The sequence below is a fragment of the Peribacillus sp. TH16 genome (assembly GCF_016651095.1).
Classification (GTDB): domain Bacteria; phylum Bacillota; class Bacilli; order Bacillales; family DSM-1321; genus Peribacillus; species Peribacillus butanolivorans.
Map to the genome: position 1 here is coordinate 181,235 of NZ_JAEKEM010000002.1, position 22,644 is coordinate 203,878.

Annotated in this window: 16 protein-coding genes and 2 pseudogenes; 2 read left to right on the forward strand and 16 right to left on the reverse strand. The window is 38.3% G+C overall.

Annotated features, from left to right (window positions below; translation table 11 throughout):
• Positions 1-12: 12 nt before the first annotated feature.
• The 7 genes from JFV29_RS00880 to JFV29_RS00910 all read right to left on the reverse strand — a co-directional run bounded on the left by JFV29_RS00880 (position 13) and on the right by JFV29_RS00910 (position 7,982).
• Positions 13-1,458: an aldehyde dehydrogenase family protein gene (locus tag JFV29_RS00880; protein ID WP_201180706.1), complete on the reverse strand. Its 1,446-nt coding sequence runs from the start codon at positions 1,456-1,458 to the stop codon at positions 13-15.
• A 13-nt stretch (positions 1,459-1,471) separates the two neighbouring features.
• Positions 1,472-3,160, reverse strand: coding sequence for a thiamine pyrophosphate-binding protein (locus JFV29_RS00885; protein WP_201180707.1), 1,689 nt, complete (start codon positions 3,158-3,160; stop codon positions 1,472-1,474).
• 31 nt (positions 3,161-3,191) lie between these two features.
• Positions 3,192-3,983 (reverse strand): SDR family oxidoreductase, encoded by a 792-nt coding sequence (locus JFV29_RS00890; protein WP_201180710.1) that lies wholly within the window; start codon positions 3,981-3,983, stop codon positions 3,192-3,194.
• A 154-nt stretch (positions 3,984-4,137) separates the two neighbouring features.
• Positions 4,138-5,076 (reverse strand): VOC family protein, encoded by a 939-nt coding sequence (locus JFV29_RS00895; protein WP_201180711.1) that lies wholly within the window; start codon positions 5,074-5,076, stop codon positions 4,138-4,140.
• A 125-nt stretch (positions 5,077-5,201) separates the two neighbouring features.
• A complete protein-coding gene (locus tag JFV29_RS00900; RefSeq protein ID WP_053345923.1) occupies positions 5,202-5,735 on the reverse strand; it encodes a cupin domain-containing protein in 534 nt (177 codons plus the stop codon).
• A 316-nt stretch (positions 5,736-6,051) separates the two neighbouring features.
• Positions 6,052-6,861, reverse strand: coding sequence for an IclR family transcriptional regulator (locus JFV29_RS00905; protein WP_201180712.1), 810 nt, complete (start codon positions 6,859-6,861; stop codon positions 6,052-6,054).
• A gap of 314 nt (positions 6,862-7,175) precedes the next feature.
• The gene (locus JFV29_RS00910) at positions 7,176-7,982 is read right to left on the reverse strand and encodes an alpha/beta fold hydrolase (RefSeq protein ID WP_201180717.1); all 807 of its coding nucleotides are present in this window, start codon (positions 7,980-7,982) and stop codon (positions 7,176-7,178) included.
• Between the two features lie 1,092 nt (positions 7,983-9,074).
• Here JFV29_RS00910 and JFV29_RS00915 point away from each other — a divergent pair.
• Both JFV29_RS00915 and yppF read left to right on the forward strand, forming a co-directional pair.
• Entirely contained in the window at positions 9,075-10,364 is a 1,290-nt protein-coding gene (locus JFV29_RS00915) for an MFS transporter (RefSeq protein WP_201180721.1), read from the forward strand.
• A gap of 585 nt (positions 10,365-10,949) precedes the next feature.
• A complete protein-coding gene (gene yppF / locus JFV29_RS30115; RefSeq protein ID WP_201180724.1) occupies positions 10,950-11,132 on the forward strand; it encodes a YppF family protein in 183 nt (60 codons plus the stop codon).
• A gap of 228 nt (positions 11,133-11,360) precedes the next feature.
• On the opposite strand, the gene JFV29_RS00925 is transcribed toward yppF, so the two are convergent.
• The 9 genes and pseudogenes from JFV29_RS00925 to JFV29_RS00970 all read right to left on the reverse strand — a co-directional run bounded on the left by JFV29_RS00925 (position 11,361) and on the right by JFV29_RS00970 (position 22,546).
• The gene (locus JFV29_RS00925) at positions 11,361-12,686 is read right to left on the reverse strand and encodes a GntT/GntP/DsdX family permease (RefSeq protein ID WP_201180725.1); all 1,326 of its coding nucleotides are present in this window, start codon (positions 12,684-12,686) and stop codon (positions 11,361-11,363) included.
• Between the two features lie 56 nt (positions 12,687-12,742).
• The gene (locus JFV29_RS00930; RefSeq protein ID WP_201180726.1) at positions 12,743-13,465 is read right to left on the reverse strand and encodes a GntR family transcriptional regulator; all 723 of its coding nucleotides are present in this window, start codon (positions 13,463-13,465) and stop codon (positions 12,743-12,745) included.
• Between the two features lie 16 nt (positions 13,466-13,481).
• Positions 13,482-14,495, reverse strand: a complete 1,014-nt coding sequence (locus JFV29_RS00935) for a sugar kinase (RefSeq protein ID WP_201180727.1) — start codon at positions 14,493-14,495, stop codon at positions 13,482-13,484.
• On the reverse strand, positions 14,488-15,243 hold the full coding sequence (gene dagF / locus JFV29_RS00940; RefSeq protein ID WP_201180728.1) for a 2-dehydro-3-deoxy-phosphogluconate aldolase: 756 nt from the start codon (positions 15,241-15,243) through the stop codon (positions 14,488-14,490). Before dagF ends, JFV29_RS00935 begins: the two co-directional genes overlap by 8 nt.
• Positions 15,240-16,349, reverse strand: a complete 1,110-nt coding sequence (locus JFV29_RS00945; protein WP_201180729.1) for a DgaE family pyridoxal phosphate-dependent ammonia lyase — start codon at positions 16,347-16,349, stop codon at positions 15,240-15,242. Before JFV29_RS00945 ends, dagF begins: the two co-directional genes overlap by 4 nt.
• Positions 16,327-17,430: an amidohydrolase/deacetylase family metallohydrolase gene (locus tag JFV29_RS00950; protein WP_201180730.1), complete on the reverse strand. Its 1,104-nt coding sequence runs from the start codon at positions 17,428-17,430 to the stop codon at positions 16,327-16,329. The genes JFV29_RS00945 and JFV29_RS00950 overlap by 23 nt, the downstream gene beginning before the upstream one ends.
• Positions 17,431-18,158: 728 nt before the next feature.
• A pseudogene (locus tag JFV29_RS00955) lies at positions 18,159-19,515 on the reverse strand (IS1182 family transposase).
• A gap of 398 nt (positions 19,516-19,913) precedes the next feature.
• Positions 19,914-21,510: pseudogene (locus JFV29_RS00965) on the reverse strand (long-chain-fatty-acid--CoA ligase).
• Between the two features lie 589 nt (positions 21,511-22,099).
• A complete protein-coding gene (locus tag JFV29_RS00970; RefSeq protein WP_201180732.1) occupies positions 22,100-22,546 on the reverse strand; it encodes a MarR family winged helix-turn-helix transcriptional regulator in 447 nt (148 codons plus the stop codon).
• Positions 22,547-22,644 lie beyond the last annotated feature (98 nt).

The following is a 22,644-nucleotide window of genomic DNA, read 5'->3' on the forward strand; positions in this document are numbered from 1 at the left end:
TTTCATCCTTCCTCAATCAGCAAACCCATATGAGTCTGCAAAGAATTCAAGTCCACAATGTCTCGTTTCGCGGGAAACACCACTTTCTTTTAAACCAGGAAAATCGAGGGCCAATTCGTTGAAAACGGTATGGTTATTATGGAAAACCGCTCCTGCTTCGAGACGATCGGCCATCGCTATAGCTAATTCTTCATTCACAGTCCAAACAGACGCACGCAAACCAAATTCACTATCATTCGCTAACCTTACCGCTTCATCAACATCAGAGAAAGGCAAAATAGGGATGACTGGTCCAAATTGCTCGACCCGGACCACTTCGCTTTGCTGATCGACTCCTGTAATAATAGAAGGAAGCATATAATAACCTTGATCCCATGTTTCTGGATTAAGTTGTATCCCAGTAGTGACAACTTTTCCACCAGACTTAGCCGTACGTTCGATCAACTCATTCACAAAGTCAAACTGTGCTTTATTATTCAATGGCCCCATTGTTACATCAGGCTGAATGCCATCACCAACCACGACTCGGCCAAACTCTTTGGTTAATTTTTTCACAACTTCGTCAAAGCGTGATTCATGGACATACACTCGTTTAACAGCAGAGCATACTTGGCCTGCAGCTCGTAAAATACCCATTCTCAAACGTTTGATTGCTGCTTCATCCATGTTGGCATCTTCCAAAATAATAGCAGGATCATTACCTCCAAGTTCCATATAAACTTTTTGTAGATTTCCTGCTGATTTCTTCATAATTTCTTTTCCAGTTTCTGTACTGCCGACAAAAGCAACGGTACGCACACGAGAATCAGAGCAAAGTGTGTCTCCGATTGCTTTTCCTGAACCAGACACAATATTAATGACTCCTGGCGGAAAATGTTCAGCTACCACTTTTAAACAAGTCATTATCGTTAACGGACAATTTGTAGCAGGTTTCACAACAACAGTATTGCCTGCTAAAATCGCTGGTATGACTCGTTTAAATGTCAAAATCATCGGAGAGTTCCACGGTGTGATGATTGCCGTGACACCTCTCGCTCTTCTTCTGACTTGTACATTTTGATTTCCTGGGAGCACTTCTGGTTGCCACCAGTTAAGTACCTCTGTTGCACAACCCTTCATGACCTCAACACAACGTAGTAAATCCTTTTTAGCTTCAACAAGCGTTTTTCCATTTTCTCGAACAAAAACTGTGACATTTTCCTCAATTTTTTTTGCCAGTTCCTCTGCCGCTGTATTCATCCGGGTAGCCCGGTCCTTTACATCAGAGCGAGACCAGGTTTCATAAGCCTTCACTGCCACTTCTATCGTTTCATTTACGATTACTTCAGAACAAATTGCCACTTGGCCGACTACTTCTGACGTGTTTGCGGGATTGATTACATCAACTGTTTCTGTTATTTCTTTCCATTCTCCATTAACAAGGTATTTACCTGAAACAACCGGATATGTCGAAATCATTCTCAATCCTCCATTAAAGTTTTTTTGGTTTAAATGCTTCGGCTGCTCCTGGAGGTCCACCAAACGGCTTTGCCATTGGTCCCACAGCTTCCATATCAACAACGATCATTGAAGGCTTACGTCTTTCTTTTGCTTTTTTCAGTTCGCTTACAAATTCATCCCCAGAACCAATCCGTACAGCATCAAAGTGCATGGACTCAGCAAGTTTCACAAAATCTGGACTCAATAAATCAACTGCTACCTGGCGCCCATAGGCAGCTTCTTGAATATTGCGGAGAACACCGTAGCCTGAGTCATCAAATAATACAATGATAACAGGTAAATTTTCTTCAGCTGCAGTAACCATTTCCCCGACATTAACCATAAAACCACCATCTCCAGCCATCAGCACAACTGTTTTATCTTGACAGCCCATTTGGGCGCCAATAGCTGTTGGAAGGCCTTGACCAATTCCGCCACCAGATGCATGAATTGAGGTTCTCGGTTCATAAATTTCAAATAAACGGCTGCCCCAAACGTTTGCCTGAACAGTAACATCTCGAACAATAATGGTATCGTTCGGCAAATTTTCTCTCATGCCATCTACAAATTGCTCATACGGTCCAAGCGTTGCACGCAGTTGTGCGCGCACTTCATTTCTAAGTGAACGGACTTCACTTACATAAGAAGGATCTGCATAAACTGACTTTTCTTCAAGCTTTTGAATGAGGGCCGCTAACATATCTTTCGCATCGCCAACCAAACCTATTGTCGACTTATAGTTACGGTTAATTGCCTGCAAATCTGCATCGATTGCAATATGCTCTTCAGGTACTGGTACTTTCCAGTTGGACGTTTCATTCCCTCTAAAACGAACACCTACGCTGATTAACAAATCCGCATTTTGCAAAAACTCTTTTGTGGACTCATAAGCCGCGAAATGTCCTATGCATTGCTCGTGGTTTTCGGGAATCGAACCTTTTCCTGATTGGCTTGTTATAACTGCTGCACCAAGAAGTTCCGCCAATTTTTGCAGCTCTTGCGAAGCATTAGCACTTATGACACCACCTCCGGCCCAAATCACTGGACGGCGCGCTTCAACCATTTTTTCCACGGCTTGTTCAGGAATAAATGCCGTTGATTGTTTTTCAGATGTTGCAACTTGTATTCCATCGAGAGAAATATCCTCAATAATTGCCGATTGATAGTCAATTGGAATTTCCAATGTAACTGGTCCAGTTGGCGCAGTTAACGCTTCTTGAATCGCCTTTCTTACAACCGCAGCTGATTGTGCCGGATTTCTAAGCCTTACTGCATTTTTACAAGCACCGCTCATCATCGAGAGCTGGTCTTTACATTCATGTATGTATCCTCTACCTGTTCCAAGATATGTTGAAGCGACTTCGCCGGTAAGATGAAGAAGGGGAACACCAGCGGCCCAAGCTTCTACTAATGAACCTGCTGCATTTCCTGCTCCTGTACCTGTACTAGTAATTACTACACCTAGTTTTCCAGTCGCACGTGCATAACCATCGGCCATATTGACTGCACCGCTCTCTCCACGTGAACAGATGAGTTTAATGCTTCCTTCTCTAAGAATCGCATCATAGATAGGCATATTATGAATACTGACAATCCCGAAAGCAGCTTCTACGCCAGCTTGCACTAGCTCTTTTACGATGGAATCAGCGGTCGTAAACTCTATTTCTTCTTGTTTTTTCATATTGTTATCCTACCTTTTTTAAGTAATATTATTAAAGCGCTTTACCGATTGCTCCTGCAGTTTCAATCGTCGATCCAGCTACATAACTAGCTTTATCTGAAGCAAGAAATACAATAACACTAGCGACTTCTTCCGCCTCACCTACACGGCCAAGTGGAATATTCCGTTTTTTCGCAAGATCTCCATAATATTCTTCCGGATCCATATCAGGTGCATTTTTCAATCTTCTGCGCTCCCATTGATCAGTCCGTATCAATCCGAGGCTAACTGAGTTCACCAAAATATTGTCAAAGGCTAGTTCCTGAGATAGCGTTTTGCTTAAATTTAAAAGACCCGCCCGTGCTGCTGCCGTCGCTACCATGTGACGCTCAGGTTCTTTTGCAAGCGTTGCATTAATATTGATAATCCGCCCGCCACCCCGTTTAACTAGATGTGGATGCGCAGCACGAACGGCATATATGATAGCAAAAAACTTTAATTGAATTTGTTCATGCCACTGTTCATCTGTAATATCAAAAAAGTAACCCATCACGCTTTGCCCAGCTGCATTCACCAATATATCGATCCCGCCAAACTTTTCTGCAGTACCATTAATAAATGAATCCACATCCGATTTAGAAGTAACATCACAAGTTGATGCCAAAATATTTTCTTTGTCCCCAAATGACAGCAAGTGACTTTGGGCATTTTCCATACGATCTTTGCTTCTTCCGCAGATAGCTACTTTTGCACCTTCACCTAGAAACATTTCTGCTGTTTTTAATCCAACACCAGACGTGCCTCCCATAATAACAGCAACTTTCCCTTTCAAGCCTAAATCCATCTCGTCACTCCTTTTATAACAGGTTTTTCTTACACGATATAGGGCTAAAAAAGAACAAGATGTTACATCTCAAGTGAATCTATAACGTCCTGCCCGATGACAATGGGAGGTAAAGAATTCCGCGAATTATATCTTTTTCCACTCATCTTTGACCTCATTTCCCTCCAATTAACGAAACATCAACTTTAGAATCTACCCAGCCTAGATCCGGTTCCCCCCCCATTGCTTTACGGGCTTCAGGCTTCGGGGGTCCTGCAATACCCCATTGATCCATTAAGTGAGGTACTCGTTTCCAAACACGTGCTCTCCACTCAGATTCATCTTCAATCGTTTCGAGATAGCATGTATACTCCATAACAAAACCGCCTATATCCTGGAAATAACAGAAGATATTGTCTCCTGGCCCATGACGTCCAGGTCCCCAAAGTTCTGACAGTCCTGCTTTTCGAACGTTACTTATACCACGCATTAGTTCATCGACAGAATCAACCTCATAAGCAATATGATTGACTGAAGCATGTTCATCTTGGTTGAATGCTATGGAGTGGTGTTTCCGGTTGCACCTTAAGAAAGACATTTGGTGCTCGCTCCAATCAGTAACTTTAAAACCAAGTACATTTGTATAAAACTCTACAATCATATCTAAGTTTTTTGTATTCATGACGACATGATTCAATTTCACAGGATCTACATTTTTCTTGTTCCAAATTGACGTTTGAACTTCCACCCATGCTGAAAGCTCAATAACACGGTTTTCAGGATCAATAAATCGAAGTCCATAACCAGCACCAGCTTCATCCAAATACCCGGGTTGTTCGATAATACGCACGCCTTTTGATTGTAATATTTCAGCTGCACGATCCACTGCGTTTTTATCGACCATTCCAAATGAGATGTGGTGCAAACCACGCTTTTCTCCTTTGTAAAGGCTTAAAATATGATGTTCTGGGCCAGCCCCGCGAAAATATACTGTATTCTCTTCTTCTGGAACATCCACTCTATCCAAGCCCCAAACCTTCTCATAAAACTTTGCCTGTTCTTCAAAGTTCGGAGTGATCAAACTAATATGCCGTAAATGAGTAATTCCAAGCATCTTTTTATGCCTCCCATTATATAGATTGCTTTTTTGATAGATTGTCTTGCTCACCTTTAACAATCTAATCGAAAGGGGCGCCTCATTATTTTTCATAATGTAGGTGCCCCTCTTCTTTTAATTGATCAGTCTTTAATGATGGCTTCTCTTTCCTTGGACCGTTGTTTTCGTAATTCTTCAAGCTCGCTACCTTCTGGATATGTTGGCAAATTAGGCTTCACCGCTCCAAGCATAACAAGCATGCGCGCCTCTTCTTTCCCATCATTTCTAATTCCCCGATACACTCCCGGAGGGCTACTTATGCAGTCTCTTGCACTCAATTTAATCTCATGTACTTCGCTGTAGCTGTCTTCTTGAATCAACGCTGTAACTTCTCCCTCAAGAATGAAAAATACTTCTTCTACATCATCGTGGAGATGTAACGGCCCGACACATCCCGGAGGAAGCACCATTGTACTTAGTGTAAAATGTTCCCCTGCAATTACATTTGTATCATTATTCGCTGTGGCACCTCGTCCAATATATCTCATTTGAGCACGTCTATAAGCTGGATCAATTTCCTCTTGGAACTTTAAGACGTTCCAATCGAGTGTACGGTCTTCCAAGCGTGCAACATATTTTTTTTCAAATTCTTTCACCGAAAAAGTTTCATTTGTCATTTTAAAAATCCTCCCTTATTTGTTGTTTCTAAATCTCATATTGTTTCATAAGCAAAACATTGTTTTATCTATGAATTAATTCTAAAATGAAAGCCCTTCATTGTCAAGATAAGTTTTTAGAATATTTGAAACTTTGTTTATAATCAAAACAACCCTTTTTATGAACATATGTTCAAGCGCCTTATTCAACAGGGGGCTGGAACTATAACATTCATAAATTTTTTTAAAACGACAAAAAAGTGCGGATACCCATAAAGACTGGGTACCCACACTTTTGAAAAAGGTTATTCATTTTTCAGATTAAAAATCCAGCTTTTTAGACGTCCTTATGATGAAACATATTTCCTCCACTGTATCCCATATGAGAGGATAGCTGTTGAGAAACTTCCAGTAATTTCGGCAAGGCTATTTTATCGATAAAATCTTCCTGATAAGCAGATTCTGTTGCCACCACATTCAAAGCAGCCAATACTTTTCCAGTCCGGTCAAATATCGGCGCTGCTACAGAACGGATACCAGGGTGAAACTCCCCGCTTGTCATCGAATATCCTTTTTGCCGAATAGTTTCCAACTGCTTCTGGAATTCCCCCGGCGCTGTAAGGGTTTTGTCTGTATAAGGAGTGAGGTTAGTGATTTGGAACATTTGCATTAACATTTCTTTTGGCTGATAGGCCAGCAGTAATTTCCCATTGGCTAATGCGTGTGCTGGTAGTCGCAAACCAATGTTCACATTGACAGCTGATACACCTCTGATTGGGGCACTACCTACATATACCACTTCCTGACCATCCAAGATGGACAAATGACAAGATGCTCCGATTTCATCACGCAGCGTCTCCATATAAGGTTGGACAATTTCCTGGAATTTCAAGCTGTTTAAATAACTAAAACCCAATTCAAGCACTTTTGGCGTTAAATTATAACGTTTTGTATGTTCATCCTGAGACAGGTACCCAATATTTTGTAGTGTAAATAATAAACGATATGGCACCGTTCTGCTTACTCCCAGTTGTTTCGCTATTTCTGAAAGCGATAAACTCGGCTGTGATTCATTAAAAAGCTTAATGATTTCCAATCCTCTTACTAATGAATTGGCACTATACTTCTCTTTCTCTTCGCTTGCCATTCAAGTATTCCTCCCGTTGTAAATTCATTACATTTCGGCGTCGCAAAAAACTATGCAGAGGAGATACCTTCAACTATTTTAATCTTTTCTACACTGAAATAAAAAAAGATAGAGACAATTTAGAAATCTATCTTCATGCAACCATTCATCGATTAAGAAAAAGTAGAAAAATGTAATTCCCGACTTCAACATAGCTTTATCACAGATCACCTGAAATTTAGAAAAGGACATGCAGTAAAATGTCCACCGTTCTCTGCAGTTTTCCTAGAAAATTTTCTTGTTTTATTTATTTCCTTTTTTGTTTTTGTAAGCATTTATTTCTGACCTACCGGTTGTTTCTGTAAAAACTCAGTGACATATTTATTGAACACTCCAGGATCTTCTTGATAGCATAAATGACCTGTATTCGGAACGATGGCAAACTCTGATTTCGGAATCAATTCATGAAAAACCTTTGATTCACTTACCGGTGTGACCTGATCCAGCTCTCCACACATAACAAGTGTCGGAATAGATATAGAAGAAAGTATCTCCATTTGGTTTAAATTTGATAAAGAGTAGGAAACAGACCGGTATCCAGGCGGTCGCACTTGCGACATAATTCGTTCTGCTTCTTTCACTACCTCAACTGGTGCATTTGGCGACACTAACGCTTTCACCCTTTTTTTCGCAATTTCACTAGGCTTTAACGTATCGATAGAGTGTAATCTACTCTGAAGCTTTCTTTTATTTTCTTCCGGACTTACTCCGGCTGCTCCACGTGTCGCATCTGATATAATCAGCGCCTCTACCATTTCTGGAAAACGGTTCGTAAAATCGATTGCAATTGCCGATCCCATTGAATGCCCGAGTAGGTAAACTGAGTGCAGCCCCAGACTCTCCAGGAATTCTTTCAATACATCTGCAAACTGGGAAAATTCTTGAAATTCTTCTTTTGGATCGGAACTTTCACCATACCCAGGTGCGTCCCAAGCAATTACTCTAAATTCTTCCTTCATCTGACTGAGTTGATGTCCCCAAGATTGAGAATTATTTCCCAATCCATGTAGAATAACAAGCGCTTTTCCTTCACCAGATTCCCGATAATGAATCGAGTATTCTTCTAATTGACAAATTGGCATCCTTTTTAACCTCACAATCTTTTCACTTTCACTAATAAATAGATTTTAATGTATATTTTTAATTAAAACATATTTCCGTATATAAAACTAATTGGGGGGTCCAATTTTATTGTCGTAAATGAGGGAAGAACTTCTTATTCCCAAAGTTACAGTTAACTACACAAACTTTACTAAAAATATAAATTTAATACACTGAAGGTAAAATATTGATTTAGTGTATCTAGTAACATTTTCTACTATTTATCTAATCATTTCCAGTAATAAATATTTCATATACAAAACATTATTAATATATAAATTATAGATTTTTCTTAATTTAAATTCAATATGAATAAATCAGAATCTTTCGATTTAAGTTTGAGTAACCTTTTTGGACGCAAAAAAGTCATATACACATTTCTAATTAGTCTCTGTTGTATCACCCAAAGAAATGGACAATACTAGTTTTTTTGTTTGGCAGTATTAATATCAGGGCAAGTAACTTCTTCCATTCAGGATGTTAATTCTTATGTACCTCGATAAATCCCTTAAAATCTTTCTCAGTGATTTCCCTTAAATTGTTATGGTCTTTTTAAGATTTCATCTTTCTTCCTTAACAGAAAGTTTCCCTCTGCATGTTGACTAAGAAAGCACTCTTCCCCTACATCAATAGATGTTTTCTTACCTATATTCTCACGGTTCAAGAATTGCAATCCTTTCAAGTACAAATTAGAAAGACTTATTGTGCCCATGGAAATAAACCGTTTACAAATCACGTGACTTTTTACTTTTTCAAATAAAAAACATCTTTATAAAAATGTTAAAATCACAAAAGTTTATTTATTCAAAAAATATAAAATTATTAAAATATTAAATTGACAATCAATTCTATTTATTTTATCGTTAAGAAAGTAAAACTTTGTTTTCCTAGCAAAACATCACCAGTGCATATTTATCGGTCAGTATTGTGAAGAAAGGCGGGATACAGCTCATTAACGAGAAAATCAAAACTAGTACATATACAAAATTACTTTGATTAGGGCAACCGTAATTCACTTATACTCGATGGTAAGTGTTTTAAGCATGCTTAAAAATCGACAAGGAGATGGTATTATGTTAAATGGGCAAAAAAGATGGTTATATATTGCCGTTCCAATTTTTTTCTTTTGGTTTTTCGGACAAATTGATAAGGTTGGCATTTCCATCATTCAAACAGATCCAGAATTCTTGAATGCACTCGGTATGACAGGCGATGACAAAAATGCAAAGATCGGTCTTCTTTCTTTTGTATTCACCATTGCTTATGGAGTTTCAAATCTTTTTTGGGGCTTCATCATTGACAAATTAGGTGCCCGAAAAACAGCCATCGCCGGTTTATTCGTATGGACACTTACCATGATTGTGTCAGGCCTCGCTAATTCATATGAAATGTTTTTAGTAAGCCGCGTTATTCTTGGTTTTGGCGAAGGGATGATGATTCCTGTATCAGGTAAATTCATTTCTAGCTGGTTTAACAAACGCGAATTAGGACGTGCACAGGCATCATGGCTTACTGGAAACTATTTAGGACCGGCGATTGGAGCCATTGTATTGGTGCTTGTTATTTCCTCTCTCCACTGGCAAGCTGCTTTCTTTATGCTTGCGTCCTTCAACTTTTTTATTAATATCCCGATGTTTATATTTATGACAAGAAATACACCAGAAGAGCACCCGCGAATTAGTAAAGAAGAACTGGCTTTCATCCGTCAATCCGATGATGAAGAAAAGGAAGGAAACTCCTCTGTGAATAAGAGTTTCACTCAGGATTATCGTTTCTGGATTGTCTGGTTTGGCATGCTTGTATGTTCTTTTCTTTTCTTTGGAATTAGTATTTGGCTCCCTACCTATCTTATCGAAGCTAAAGGATTCGAAAAAGAAGGGATGTCAAGCATTACTTCCCTCTCCTGGTTATTTGCTTTAGGATTTGTCCTAGCCTGCGGTTTTCTGGCCGACAAGACGAGGCGTCCAAGTTTGATGGCCTCGATTTTATTTTCAATGACTGCTGTCTTTTTGACAGTAGCAGTTTTCATCCCAAATCCAATTATAGCGGGGATTTGTATGGGACTGGCAATGGGATGCCAAGGCGGTGTGTTCCATCTAAGTAATATGCTCATGGTAAAATACTCAACACCCGAAACAGCAGGCCGGGCAGCTGGTCTGATAGGATTTACAAATATTATGGGTGGCTTTTCAAGCTATATCATGGGTTGGCTTCGTGACTTATCAGGCGGGGACTTCAGTACATCAATTGCGATGCTGATTTTTGCAGCTATTTTAGGTTTAGGTGCTTATATATTCTCAATCAAGAAGGAAGCAGCTGAACTTCATTTAACACCCTTGTCTGCACAAAAAATTCAATTATAAAAAGAGGTCGGAGGCTCCTAGTCTCCGACCTCTTTCATAGATTTTCTAAACCCTGATATATCAAGGATATTATTATCTTGAGCAGGAATATGTGCAATTGCCAATATCCCTATTCTGTTATTTCATGAAGCTGCCCTAGTACTTTGAGTTTTCATACTCTTGTACCTTAGCAGCTTTCATTGTTAGGTTGATAGTACGCTTTAGAAAAGCAAATCAAATTTTTGCACTTCTCTTCAAAGTACAATCCCAGAGTTTGAACCGACATTGCATCTAAACCGCTTGCCAGGCTGCAGTTGGATGATGTTAATATGGCCCAAGAAAAGGAAAAAAAACTCGTTAATATAAGCCGTTTGCTTTCTCTACTTCACCTCGAAAAAGAAAAAAGTAATCGAAATCATCATCTTTTAATAAAGACTGCTTACCCCTACTTAGAGTAACTCTATATCTTCTTAATCCATAATTTTATGGGGAATATTTTTGTATAAAAATGTCGATAGTTAAAATATTCAAAAAATGACAATTCCTTAATTACCCATGTTATATTGTTAATGAAAAAATACTAATCAAGAAATGTAAGGTGAGTGTGTGACAATTGAAGTTTTAATACTCCATTATATTCAGGAAAAACGTCAAAAGCCTAGCCATGCAAATGAATTATTAGATTATATTCAGCAAGAATATGTGAGCGGTAAGTTGTCAATTTTGCAATATAGAAGTCTCTGTCAGGATTTATACTTTCGAGGGGCAAAACAAACTAACTCTGTATGAACCTTTCCACTAAATCAATAATTGAACTAAAGGTTACTTCCACTTCTAATGCTAAGACTTCCAGTCGAGAAACGTTTTCAGTTATTTATAATGCCCTTAACTTATAACATGGATGAATCGAATTCGCAAAGTAGCAATACAAGATCCGAAACTTTCATCAAAAAACCTCCGTGATATGTCCTTGAACTAGACGTTTCACGGAGGTTAGAGGTTAAGTTTTAATAGGCTTTAAATAAATATATCTAATATTAAAACCAGACCAAATGCTACAAAAGAAAGTATGGTTTCCATAACTGTCCATGTTTTGAACGTTTCTTTTACGGTTAATCCAAGATATTCTTTTACTAACCAGAAACCTGCGTCATTAACATGAGAAAACATAAGTGATCCAGCCCCTGTGGCAATAACAAGTAATTCTAAGTTAACACCCGTCATATTGGCAACAACTGGAGAAACAATTCCGGCTGCAGTTGTCAAAGCGACTGTTGCAGATCCAGTGGCAATCCGAATTAATCCCGCCACCAAGAACGCTAAGACAATTGGTGATAATGATATTACTTCAGACATGGAAGCAATTGCAGTCCCTACTCCACTATCAATTAAAATTTGTTTGAATCCGCCACCCGCACCGATAATAAGTATTATGGAGGCTAATGGCAATAAACATTCTTCTGTTAGTTTTTTAATTAACGATTTGTCCATCCCTTGTCGGTATCCTAAGAAATAGTAAGCTGCAAAACAAGAAATTAGTAAGGCTATGACCGGGCTCCCGATAAACAATAAGAATTTTTCAAAGTAACCCGGTAGTGGTAAATAAGGTGCCACTACTGTTAATACCATTAATAATACAGGTAAAAGGATGATAAAGAACGAAACTCCAGTCCCAGGTAAACCACTTGACTTTGTTTCTACTCGGATTAATTCCGGTTCTCCCACAGGAATAACCCGTTTATGAATCCATTTTGCGAATAAAGGACCAGCAATTATAGCTGTTGGGAATGCGATGATTAATGAGTAAAGTAATACGTGTCCCATGTTTGCATTATAAATGCCTATAGCCGTCATGGCTCCCGGATGCGGGGGTACCAAACCATGGACAATCGATAAACCAGCTAATACTGGAATACCAATTAATAAGATGTTCACTTTGGTTGATTTACGAATGGAAATGACTAAAGGTAGCAATATTACTAAACCAACTTCAAAAAATACCGGAATACCGATAATGAACCCAGAGAGAAGCATAGCCCATGGGAGATTCTTCACACCGAATTTATTAATGAAGAAGTCTGCTACCTGCATACCAGCTCCTGAGTCCGACATCATCTTTCCTAAGATGGTACCCAATGCCAAGATACCAATAAGATGACCGAGGACAGCACCGACACCCGTTTCATAAGCACCTACAATCTTGTCCATAGGCAACCCTGAAAAAACTGCTAAAAATAAACTGGCTACAGTTAAGCTTATGAATGCATGCCATTTCCACCATGATACTCCCAAAATAACAATTACGATTGCTATCAGCGTGATTCCTAATAAATATAGATCCATATATTCTCCCCATCCCTAAGAAATCGCTTACAATCAAACCAATACAATAAACAGAATTATTGTATCGGCTCGTTATAGGTCACAATATAGTTCTGTTTAGCCGTATTGTAATACCCTTCACTATATTCCATTACATTACCTTCTCCATCACTAGAAATCCGGATCCTCTTTAGTACTGCTCTGTCTTTTTCCATTTTCAGTGTTTCACAAATGTGATTAGGAGGAATAGCAACGGCAAACTCGTCTCTAAATGTTTCAAGTTTAATGTTTTGATCTTCCAAAAAACCATACAATGAATTTATCTGAATTTCTTTTAAATCTTCTTCGTTTATGTCCAATAAAATATAATGTGTAAAGTAAATATATGGTTCATTGTCCAATAAGTATATTCGCTCAATCTGAATGCAATTTTCTCCAAATAAAGGATAGAGGTCTGACTCTGAAGATAATTCAATCTTTCTTACGCTTAGCACTTTTTTTATAATGTAGTGACCTTCCTCAACTAATAACTCTGTGAAGCGTTTTCCTTTGGAAAGCCTCACAATCGAAGCATTCGCGATTACCTTTGTTCCTTTACCGCTTTTCTTTTCAACATAGCCTTCTTGAACAAGTTCTTTAATTGCGTTGCGTATAGTAATTTTACTCACATTAAATTCTTCTTCTAATTGAGGCTCGGAGGGAATGTTTGTGTTGATAGCATAAACACCATGTAAAATACGATCCTTCAATATTTCTTTTATTTGTAAATACAATGGTCCTTTTTTTCTATTCACATTCATTCCTTATCTCCTACCCTTATCTCTTTATATCTTCCATTTCCCCTGCCATAGCTGACAGTATCTCATTTTCCGTTGACATTGGGGTATCCCCGACAATCGTGCATGCCAACATTCCTGCTGCTGCTGCAAACCGGACAGTTTTCTCAGGTGAAAAGCCTGCCAATTGGCCATGTAAGATCCCGCTGGTATAAGCATCACCTGCACCAATTCTATCATATACAGAAAAAGAGTTGTTTTCAGAAAAGTAAAACGTTTGATCTTTATACATGTACCCGCGTAAAGAATGGGTATTGTCACTATTAATCGAACGATGAGTGCCAGCTATCGAGTGAATATTGAAGGTTTTAGCAACTTTAGGAATTAGCTCTCTAAGCTGTTCTTCTCTTAAGGTACTCACTGCCTCCATCCCTAAAACATAAATGGCATCTTTTTCATTCATCATGACAATATCAGACAACGCAAGCATTTCTTCATAATGAGATTTTGCTTTATTGTAACCACCCTCCCATAAGGAGGGGCGGTAATTACAATCGAAACAAACTATTCCGCCTTTTTCTTTTACTTTTTTAGCAAGCACTTTCATACTTTCACGCACATTATCCGCCATTGCAAGGGTAATCCCACAAAAGTGGATGATATCTGTATTTTCTGCAATCACTTCAATATCATAATCAGACAATGACGCTGTATTAAAGCTGCTTTCCAGACGATTGGAGTAAGTGACACGGCTCGTTCGTTGTCCAAAGCCATTTTCCAAAAAGTACATTCCCAAGTATTTGCCGCCTCTAGTAATGAAATTCCGGCTAATTCCTAAGCGTTGCAAGGAAGAAATCGCTGCATCTCCTAGAGGATTATCAGGTAGTTTTGTAACAAGGTATCCATCATGCCCAAGCTTTGTCATCGCAGAAGCAACGTTAACTCCTGTGCCTGAAAAAGAGTATTGTAAGGTGTTAGCCTGTGTCAGTAATTCATATCCTGGCACCTGCAAACGCATCATTACTTCTCCGAAAGCTACAATCTGTTTACGCATGTCTATCAACCAATTTTTTTGTTATGGCTAATAATTTCCGTACATCCTCCTCATTTGTTTTTCCAGTCTCTTTATTAATAATAGAAGAATAGATATGAGGAATAACTTTAGGCACTTTTGCTTCTAATGCGATTTCTAATATAGTCTCAAAATTATTTAAATCAATACCACCAGTTGGTTCTAAAGCAAACCCTTCTTCACCACAAGCTTTTGCAACCGCACGATACTCTTCTTCATGCTTTAGCCCTTTCATCGGGAAGTATTTCAATGCATTTCCTCCCATATCACGGACTAAGGCAATCGCAGCTTTGATAGGTACAATCGCAAGATCACTAGCTTCAGCACTTACAGGGCCGGTAGAGATATTAACGTAGCCTACTTTACCTGTTGGGGAAACCAGGGAATTTATCCAACTATCTTTCTCTCCTAAATTGGCCCTTGTCGCAGCTACGGCAGGGAAGACTTGATTAATATGACTACCAGGGTAGTATTTAGCAATTTCAGCAACGACGGCTGCCTGCTTATTATCTCCAGCACCTAATCCAATCGAAACAGCTTCATCAATAGCAGCCCCGTATTCCTTCATCGCTGTAACACTAGCCTCTACAGTAGGATAATCTTTCGAAAGTACCCCAACTAATACATGCCCTTCGGCAGCTTCAAAAACTTCTACTGCATTTTCTACACTATTAGCGAGAACATTTAAAGCTACACGATTATTTAGAAAACGTTTGTTTATGTTAGTCATTCTTTGTTTCCTCCTAAGATGGCTTTTAATTGAGCTTCAATGACGAATATATCATCACCTTGCAATGGTCGTGGATCAATATCGAAAAAGCCCTGGCGAACTCCGTAATCACGGGTATAAATAGCAATAACTCCATTTCTCAGCTTATCATTAACTTCCTTCGCAGTTGTATCCGTAATCACAGGATTAATATGAATGCGTGCTCTATAGATTGCTCGTCCAGCTTCATCCTGTACAATCACTACTTTTACACCGTCAATTGATTCAAGTGATGTGAGAACTTGTAAACTAGCTTTTTCTTTTTCACTATTGTCTGTTTTGATAAAATACTCATCCAATGCCTGAAGCAATCCAAATGTTGTTTCCTTACCGACCTTCATACTCCGTCCGATACAGTGTAATTGAACCTTTAACCATTCGATATACTTTTTCTTCCCAGCAACGATACCTGATGTCGGACCCTCAATCGCTTTAGATCCGCTATAAATGGTTAAATCCGAAACCTTTACATATTTTCCCAAATCTTCTTCCGCCGCAGCATCAACGATTAGTGGTACGTTATTCGCTTTGGCCACTTCCCAGGCTTCTTCAACTGAAATCATATTTTTTTGAACAGCATGATGTGATTTTACGAATAAAATGGCCGCTGTATTTTCATTAATGGCATCCGCAATATGCTCTGCCTTCCCTTCATTTGCATACCCTACTTCAACCAATTTTCCTCCACCCAGGTAAATCATGGTTTCTACCGGCGCCCCATACTGAACGTTATGGCCTTTCAGCATTATGACTTCATTCTTTTGAATAGGTTCTTGATGAAGTCTTTCGCTTTTCCTTCTGTTTCCTTCCGTTACAATAGCGGCTACTGAAAGGGCAATTCCGCTTGATGCTGAGTTTACGACAACCGCTGCTTCAGATTGAAGCAATTGCGCAATATGTTGTCCTGCCTTATCAACCAAATCTGAGATTTCAACGTAATTTTGACCGCCAGTTTTCATGGCATCCATTACGGTATCTGTAGGGGCAGAAACACCTAATATGCTCATTCTTCCGCTTGCATTAATAACTCTTTTCAAACCATATTTAGCATTCAATGAATTCTCCATTTATAACCACTCCTTTTACATCAACTCTTTGTTCTGCTACTCGCTTTTCGCCCTCGGAATCCAGTAAAGGGGTCGATTCATTCTCAATTGAGAATAATGTGAGGTTTGCGATATCTCCCACAGAAATCCTTCCCAGCTCTGGTTTCTTTAACCACACTGCTGCATTAATAGTAACCGCATCAATTACCTCTTTTAGCGGATATCCCAAATACAAAAATTTAGAAAGAACATTTGCCATACTAAAAACAGGGCCATTCAATCGATTTCTCCGGTATATATCCGTACTAATTGTATTGAAGTGGATACCACACTTTTTCGCAGTTTCTGCTGTTGGGAAAGAAAAACTTGCAGTTCCGTGACCAACATCTAAATGAACACCCCGTTCAATAGCCTGACTGAACTCAGGTAGAGGCTTTCCTTTATCATCAAATAAATTATTAGCTTTCCCATTTAAGTAATGTGTAATAATGTCTTTTTCCTCAAGTAATTCAAGGACCTCTTTTATATCAGGTGGTCCTGAACCGATATGGACCATAAGAGGTAAATCAGTATCTTCAGAAAATTTTCTAGCAATTTTTAATGGTTCAACACCATTTGTACCAACCACACTTTTACTAATTCTTGCTTTAAGACCTATGATAAAGTCTCTATTTTCGGCAATGGCCTTTTTTAATTTTTCTTCGTTTAGCCAAGATATATCTGATAACTCATCGATTCGCTTCAATCCGATTCGTGAAATATTTAGGAAGGCGAATACATTCGTTTTGGAATTTTTACAACTACTAACCAAGTCTGGTAAGCGGTCTGCTCCAGTACTGCCAGCATCTATAATCGTTGTTACACCTGTTTTATAACCAATCTCGTCAACATCGTCTCCATACGGATCGAATTCGGGAAAGGCATGTACATGCATATCAATCCAGCCGCTGGAAACAAATACTTTGTGTTTGTAGTCCATTACTTTTTCGCCGATTCCAGTTCCGGGCGGAACAATTTCTACAATTTTTCTATTTTCCAATATGATATCTGCAGCATTTCCCTCTACCATTTCTACATTTTGTAGTACGAACCTACCTGTCATTTCACTCATCCTTTTCGGTACGCCCTAAAGATTGTTAAATAGCGATTTTGTATACGTTTACAACTCTTATAAGTAGTTATTTATTTCACTTAACAAAAATAGATTATCACATTTTTCTGGATTAATCAATATAACGTTATAATGTTTAGTTTTATATTTTTTCGGAGGCATTTTCAAGTTCTAATTATGCGTAAGTTGCTGCCTGATAATACTTGAAAAAAATTTTTTCTCTTAAACATAGGTCCCTAGCTATAAGTGGACATTATTAATAATAATTAGGTATAAAGAATAACGAAGGTTTGACAGGGCTTTTTAATGCAGAAGGAAGTTAAATCCCATAAACAGTGAAAACCACATATTTGTTTAAACTGATGGAGCTAAATACAAATTTGTGGTTTAAGCCATTGTTGGACTCCTTAACTTAACCCATTTACTTTGCTGACGTTTTTTCAATTCCTGCCTTATGAAAAACTGAATTTCCCCAACGCAAGAAAAAAATTTCAATGTACCAATTCTATTTATTTCATGGAATGTGAATGAAGTTTCTAAAATGTTAGATTAGGGTGTCTTAACAGGTCTTAAAAGCACTAAAAAAGGATCTTCAATTAGAAGATCCTTTCAGTTTGTAGACAAAAGGGGTCCAGAATGTTTTAATTCTGGACCCCTTTTGAAATTCCCTTTGAATTTTGATCAAGATTAAGAGATTGGGCCTCTACGAGCCCACTTTATTAAGCCATTATTGGACCTTGCCATGTCCAATTGGCAATCTTCTTTAAATTCATGGCAGCGAATGTAAGCATCGCCTGCATCGACAATTTTTTAAGTCCCCTTAAAGTAGTCCAACGCATACCATGCTTTTCTTTTGCATCTGCGAATACACGCTCTATTGTTTCTTTGCGTTTCGCATATATAGGTTTTACATCCTTGTGGTGACGCAGATGATCTGCTTCTTCCATATAATTTTGCCAGATATGGCGTGTCACCACTTTTTGATGGTCTTTGCTTACTGTACACTGTGATAAAAATGAGCATGTCGCACAAGTGTGTTTGGGTGATTTGTACTCGCGATAGCCCTCTTTATTTGTTGTTGAGTACTTTAAAATCTCGCCCGATGGGCAGAGATAACAATTAAAATGTTCATCGTAAACATAGTCATGCTTGCGAAAGAACCCTTCTTTTGTTCGTGGACGTGTATAGGGTAAAGCTGGTGTGATTTCTTTCCCAAAAAGGTAGCTTGTAATGGCTGGTGTTTTGTAAGCTGCATCTGCGGCAACAGCTTCAGGTTTTCCAACTTTCTCAATCACTTGTTCAACAAGAGGCTCTAAGATATGACTATCATGCGTATTTCCTGGTGTTACAATCGTCCCCAGCACAAAACCGTTGCGGTCTGCAGCCGCATGAAATGAATAGGCAAACTGTTTTGTTCGTTCATTTTTTACATAGTAGCCACTCTCAGGGTCAGTTGAACTTTCTTTAATTTCTTTGGTTTCTTCTTTATCAAATTTATCCGGTGGAAAAGGCTTCTTTCCATTGTTTTCACGATCTTGATTTATTTCTTCTTGAAGGCGTCCTTGATATGCTCGTGTTTCCTTACGAACGATTTTCTTTTCGAATTTTCGCTTATTCGCACTGGCTTTCACATGTCATGATAAAGTACCTCACTTCTCAACGTTCGGGAAAAATTATGAGCGTCGCTTTAAAGATACAGACCTGTTTGAACAGATTTTTTATCGTATCTTAATGACAGCCTCAGAAAGAAAGTTAATTAGTGCAGAGCACGTATTCGTTGATTCAAAAACCGTAACCTAAAAACCAACGGTAAGCCATATTCGTTTCAACTTCTTCAATCGTTTTACGCATCGAACGAATACCGAAGGTATATTGAATGAATGTCAATTTAACTAAAATAACTGGATCAATACTTGGGCGGCCTATCTCTGAATACATCTCTTTCACCAAGTCATAAATGAAAGTGAAGTCAATGGCCCCCTCAATTTTATGAACCAAATGGTTCGCTGGCACCAGTTGATCCAAAGTAATCATTTCAAGTTGATCTCGCTGAATAGAATTATGTTTCGAAAGCATCGTCATCACCTCAAGTTTTAATACTCCTATATTAAAACAAAAAAGACTGTAGGAAAAAGTGTTTATTTCTAATTGTTAAAACAAAGTTGATTGGAACGGAAGGTGCGAGACTCCTGCGGGAAAAGCGTGTCCAAGGGAGACCCCACAGGCGCAAAGGCGCCGAGGAGGCTCCCTGACCGCCCGCGGAAAGCGAGTGCCTGGAGTGGAAATCAACGTTCGAATTTTTACAACCCCTCAAAAAAACTGTAGACAAACTCGATTTTCATCGAGTTTGTCTACAGTCTGAAAGGATCTTCAATTAGAAGATCCTTTTAGAACCGCCATATTGCATACAATAATCTTAGTATTTAGAAACAGTTAATAATAACCGTTTATCTGAAAAACAAGTGAGAAAGCCTTTAATTTACCTTCTTCGATCCTTTCCAATGTATTTCTCTCAAACGATATTTTTGCAGTTTTCCAGTTGCTGTTTTTGGTAAAGATTCCACAAATTCTACTAATCTAGGTGCTTTAAAATGAGCCATTTGAGACCGGCAGTAATTAATAACTTCTTCTTCAGTCACATTCGCATTGGAATGCAGCACAATGATTGCCTTAGGAGTTTCTCCCCATTTCTCATCTGGAACGGCAATAACAGCCACTTCTAATACATCTGGATGTTTATACAACACCCCTTCAACCTCTGTAGAAGAAATATTTTCTCCTCCGGAAATGATTAAATCCTTAGCCCTGTCCTGTATTTCAATATATCCATCAGGATAGGTTACTGCCAAATCCCCAGTATAAAACCATCCACCTCTAATTGCTTCGGCAGTCTTTTCCGGATCCTTATAATATCCATCCATCACAACATTGCCGCGGGTAATGATTTCTCCTAATTCCTTCCCATCCCAAGCGACTTCTTCTCCATCTTGATTAACAACTTTTGTTTCCCCGTTAAAAACCAATTCTATTCCTTGTCTTGCCTTAATTGTTGCTTGTTCGTCAAGCGATTTAGATTCAAATTCATCCTTCCACTCGTTATAAAGAATGAAAGGTGAAGTTTCTGTTAATCCATACACATGGATCATATTTAAACCAAGAATATCTTGTGCTTTATGAATAAGAGCCGCAGCTGGAGGAGCACCAGCTGTCGCCATACGTGGACGCATCTTGATATTAGTTTCTTTTGCTTTCGGATCATTCACAAGCATATTGACGACAGTAGGTGCTCCACATAACAATGTAATATTTTGATTTTCAAATAAGTCCAGAATAAGAGGAGGATCAACTTTTCTTAAACATACATGAGTACCACCAGCAGCCGTAACCGCCCAAACACCCCCACCCATTTGCGTGAAACATTGGTAAGGTATGAAGATACACATCATCATGTTTTACTCCAAGATGATACATGAAATTTGCAGCGTTAATATAATTTCCACGATGAGTTAACATAACCCCTTTTGGTTTTGAAGTCGTTCCACTCGTATAATTTAAAGTCAGAAGCTGATTTTCATCGATTACAACCTCTGGCTGTGCTTCAAAATCAAAATCTTTAGCTTGTTGAATAAAGTTCTCATAATCTATACCATTTAAAGATGTTTTATGCCCTGTAACAGATACCATAATGATTTTATCCAAGGCAAGTTTATGAACGATCTTCTCAATCGGAGCAATAAATTCTTCATCGACGACTAACATTTTTGAATCACTGTGACTGATAATATACTCCAGGTCCTCAGCTGAGAGACGGTAATTCAAAGGCACCATTACCGCACCCATTTGACAAATACCATAGAAGCATTCCAACATATAATGAGTGTTTGGCAACATCACTGCAACATGGTCACCTTCTTCTATACCCGCTTTATTTAAAGCCATAGAAAGTTGATCTACTCGCTGCCCAAATTCCTTATATGTAAACTCCTTCTCTTCATCAATGACAGCCACTTTATTCGGATAATATTTCACCGCCCTACGCTTCCAGTCCATTGGGGTTAATGGGGAAAACATCATAAACAACTCCTTTTTTTAACATTTATTTGCCTGAATATTTGTAAAATTCAGTATACTTACCTCTACTAGTTTCGTCAATGTTCTAATTAAGAAATGTCACCCGACAAAACAAAAAAATTATTTCCATAAATAGTTAGCCACTCACTTCAAATCAGTAAGCATTTAAAGAGAATCTTATACTAGTCTTTTCTATTTGAAAGCTTACTAACAAAACGATTTATAAGGGATTATTTTCTCTATTGCTACAATAGGCTTAATAGTAAAAAAATTCTTAGAGGTAACAGATTATGAGTCTGCAAGGAGAAGTTTCAGTTGTTACTAGAAGCAGATGAGAGGTGAAGAAAGTCTAGAGGGTTTTTGTTTTAATTGTTTTTCTACTCGGTGTAAACAATGGATTGATCACCGATTATCCGCTGACATCTCATAGAATAGTTAAAGCAGTGAGATTATTGCGAAATTCACTGCTTTTATAGTGGTTTTTCTTGTACAAAGCTTAAGATGATGATGACATCAAGTTGACTAAGCTTGCATAATATTGTTCAGTTGAGGCTACTAAAAAACCATTCAACTTTCCTCTGACTTTTTTCTATAGGTTGTTCTCTATACGTGACGATACATGTTCGGTTAGTTTTCCCACGATTTGTTTAAGTCGTTGGGTTTCTTCTTCATTTAATACACTATAAAAATCTTGAAAAATATTTGCGAAGCACTTATTGATAGAATGATAGGTTTCTCTACCATTTACGGTGGATTTAATATAAACGACACGTCGATCATCCTCACTGTGAACTCTTTCAATTAGATTCTTCCGTTCAAGCCGGTCAATTAACGCTGTCCCTGCTGCAGGCTTAATTTTCAAATGATTTGAAACATTTTTAACAGCTATGGATTCCTTTAAGACAATTAATTGTAATGCGTGATATTGCACGGAAGTTAAATCGTATTTAACTAATAACGGCTCAATTAATTCCTGTGAGAGACTACTAAGCTCTTTAATCGCAGTATGTAAATTATATAATTCACTCGAATACATATTAGACAATCCTTTCTTATTGACAACTATCTATCTAAAACTATAACATAATTAACGTGTCAAAAAATTAACCATGCGAATTAAATTGGTTATTGATA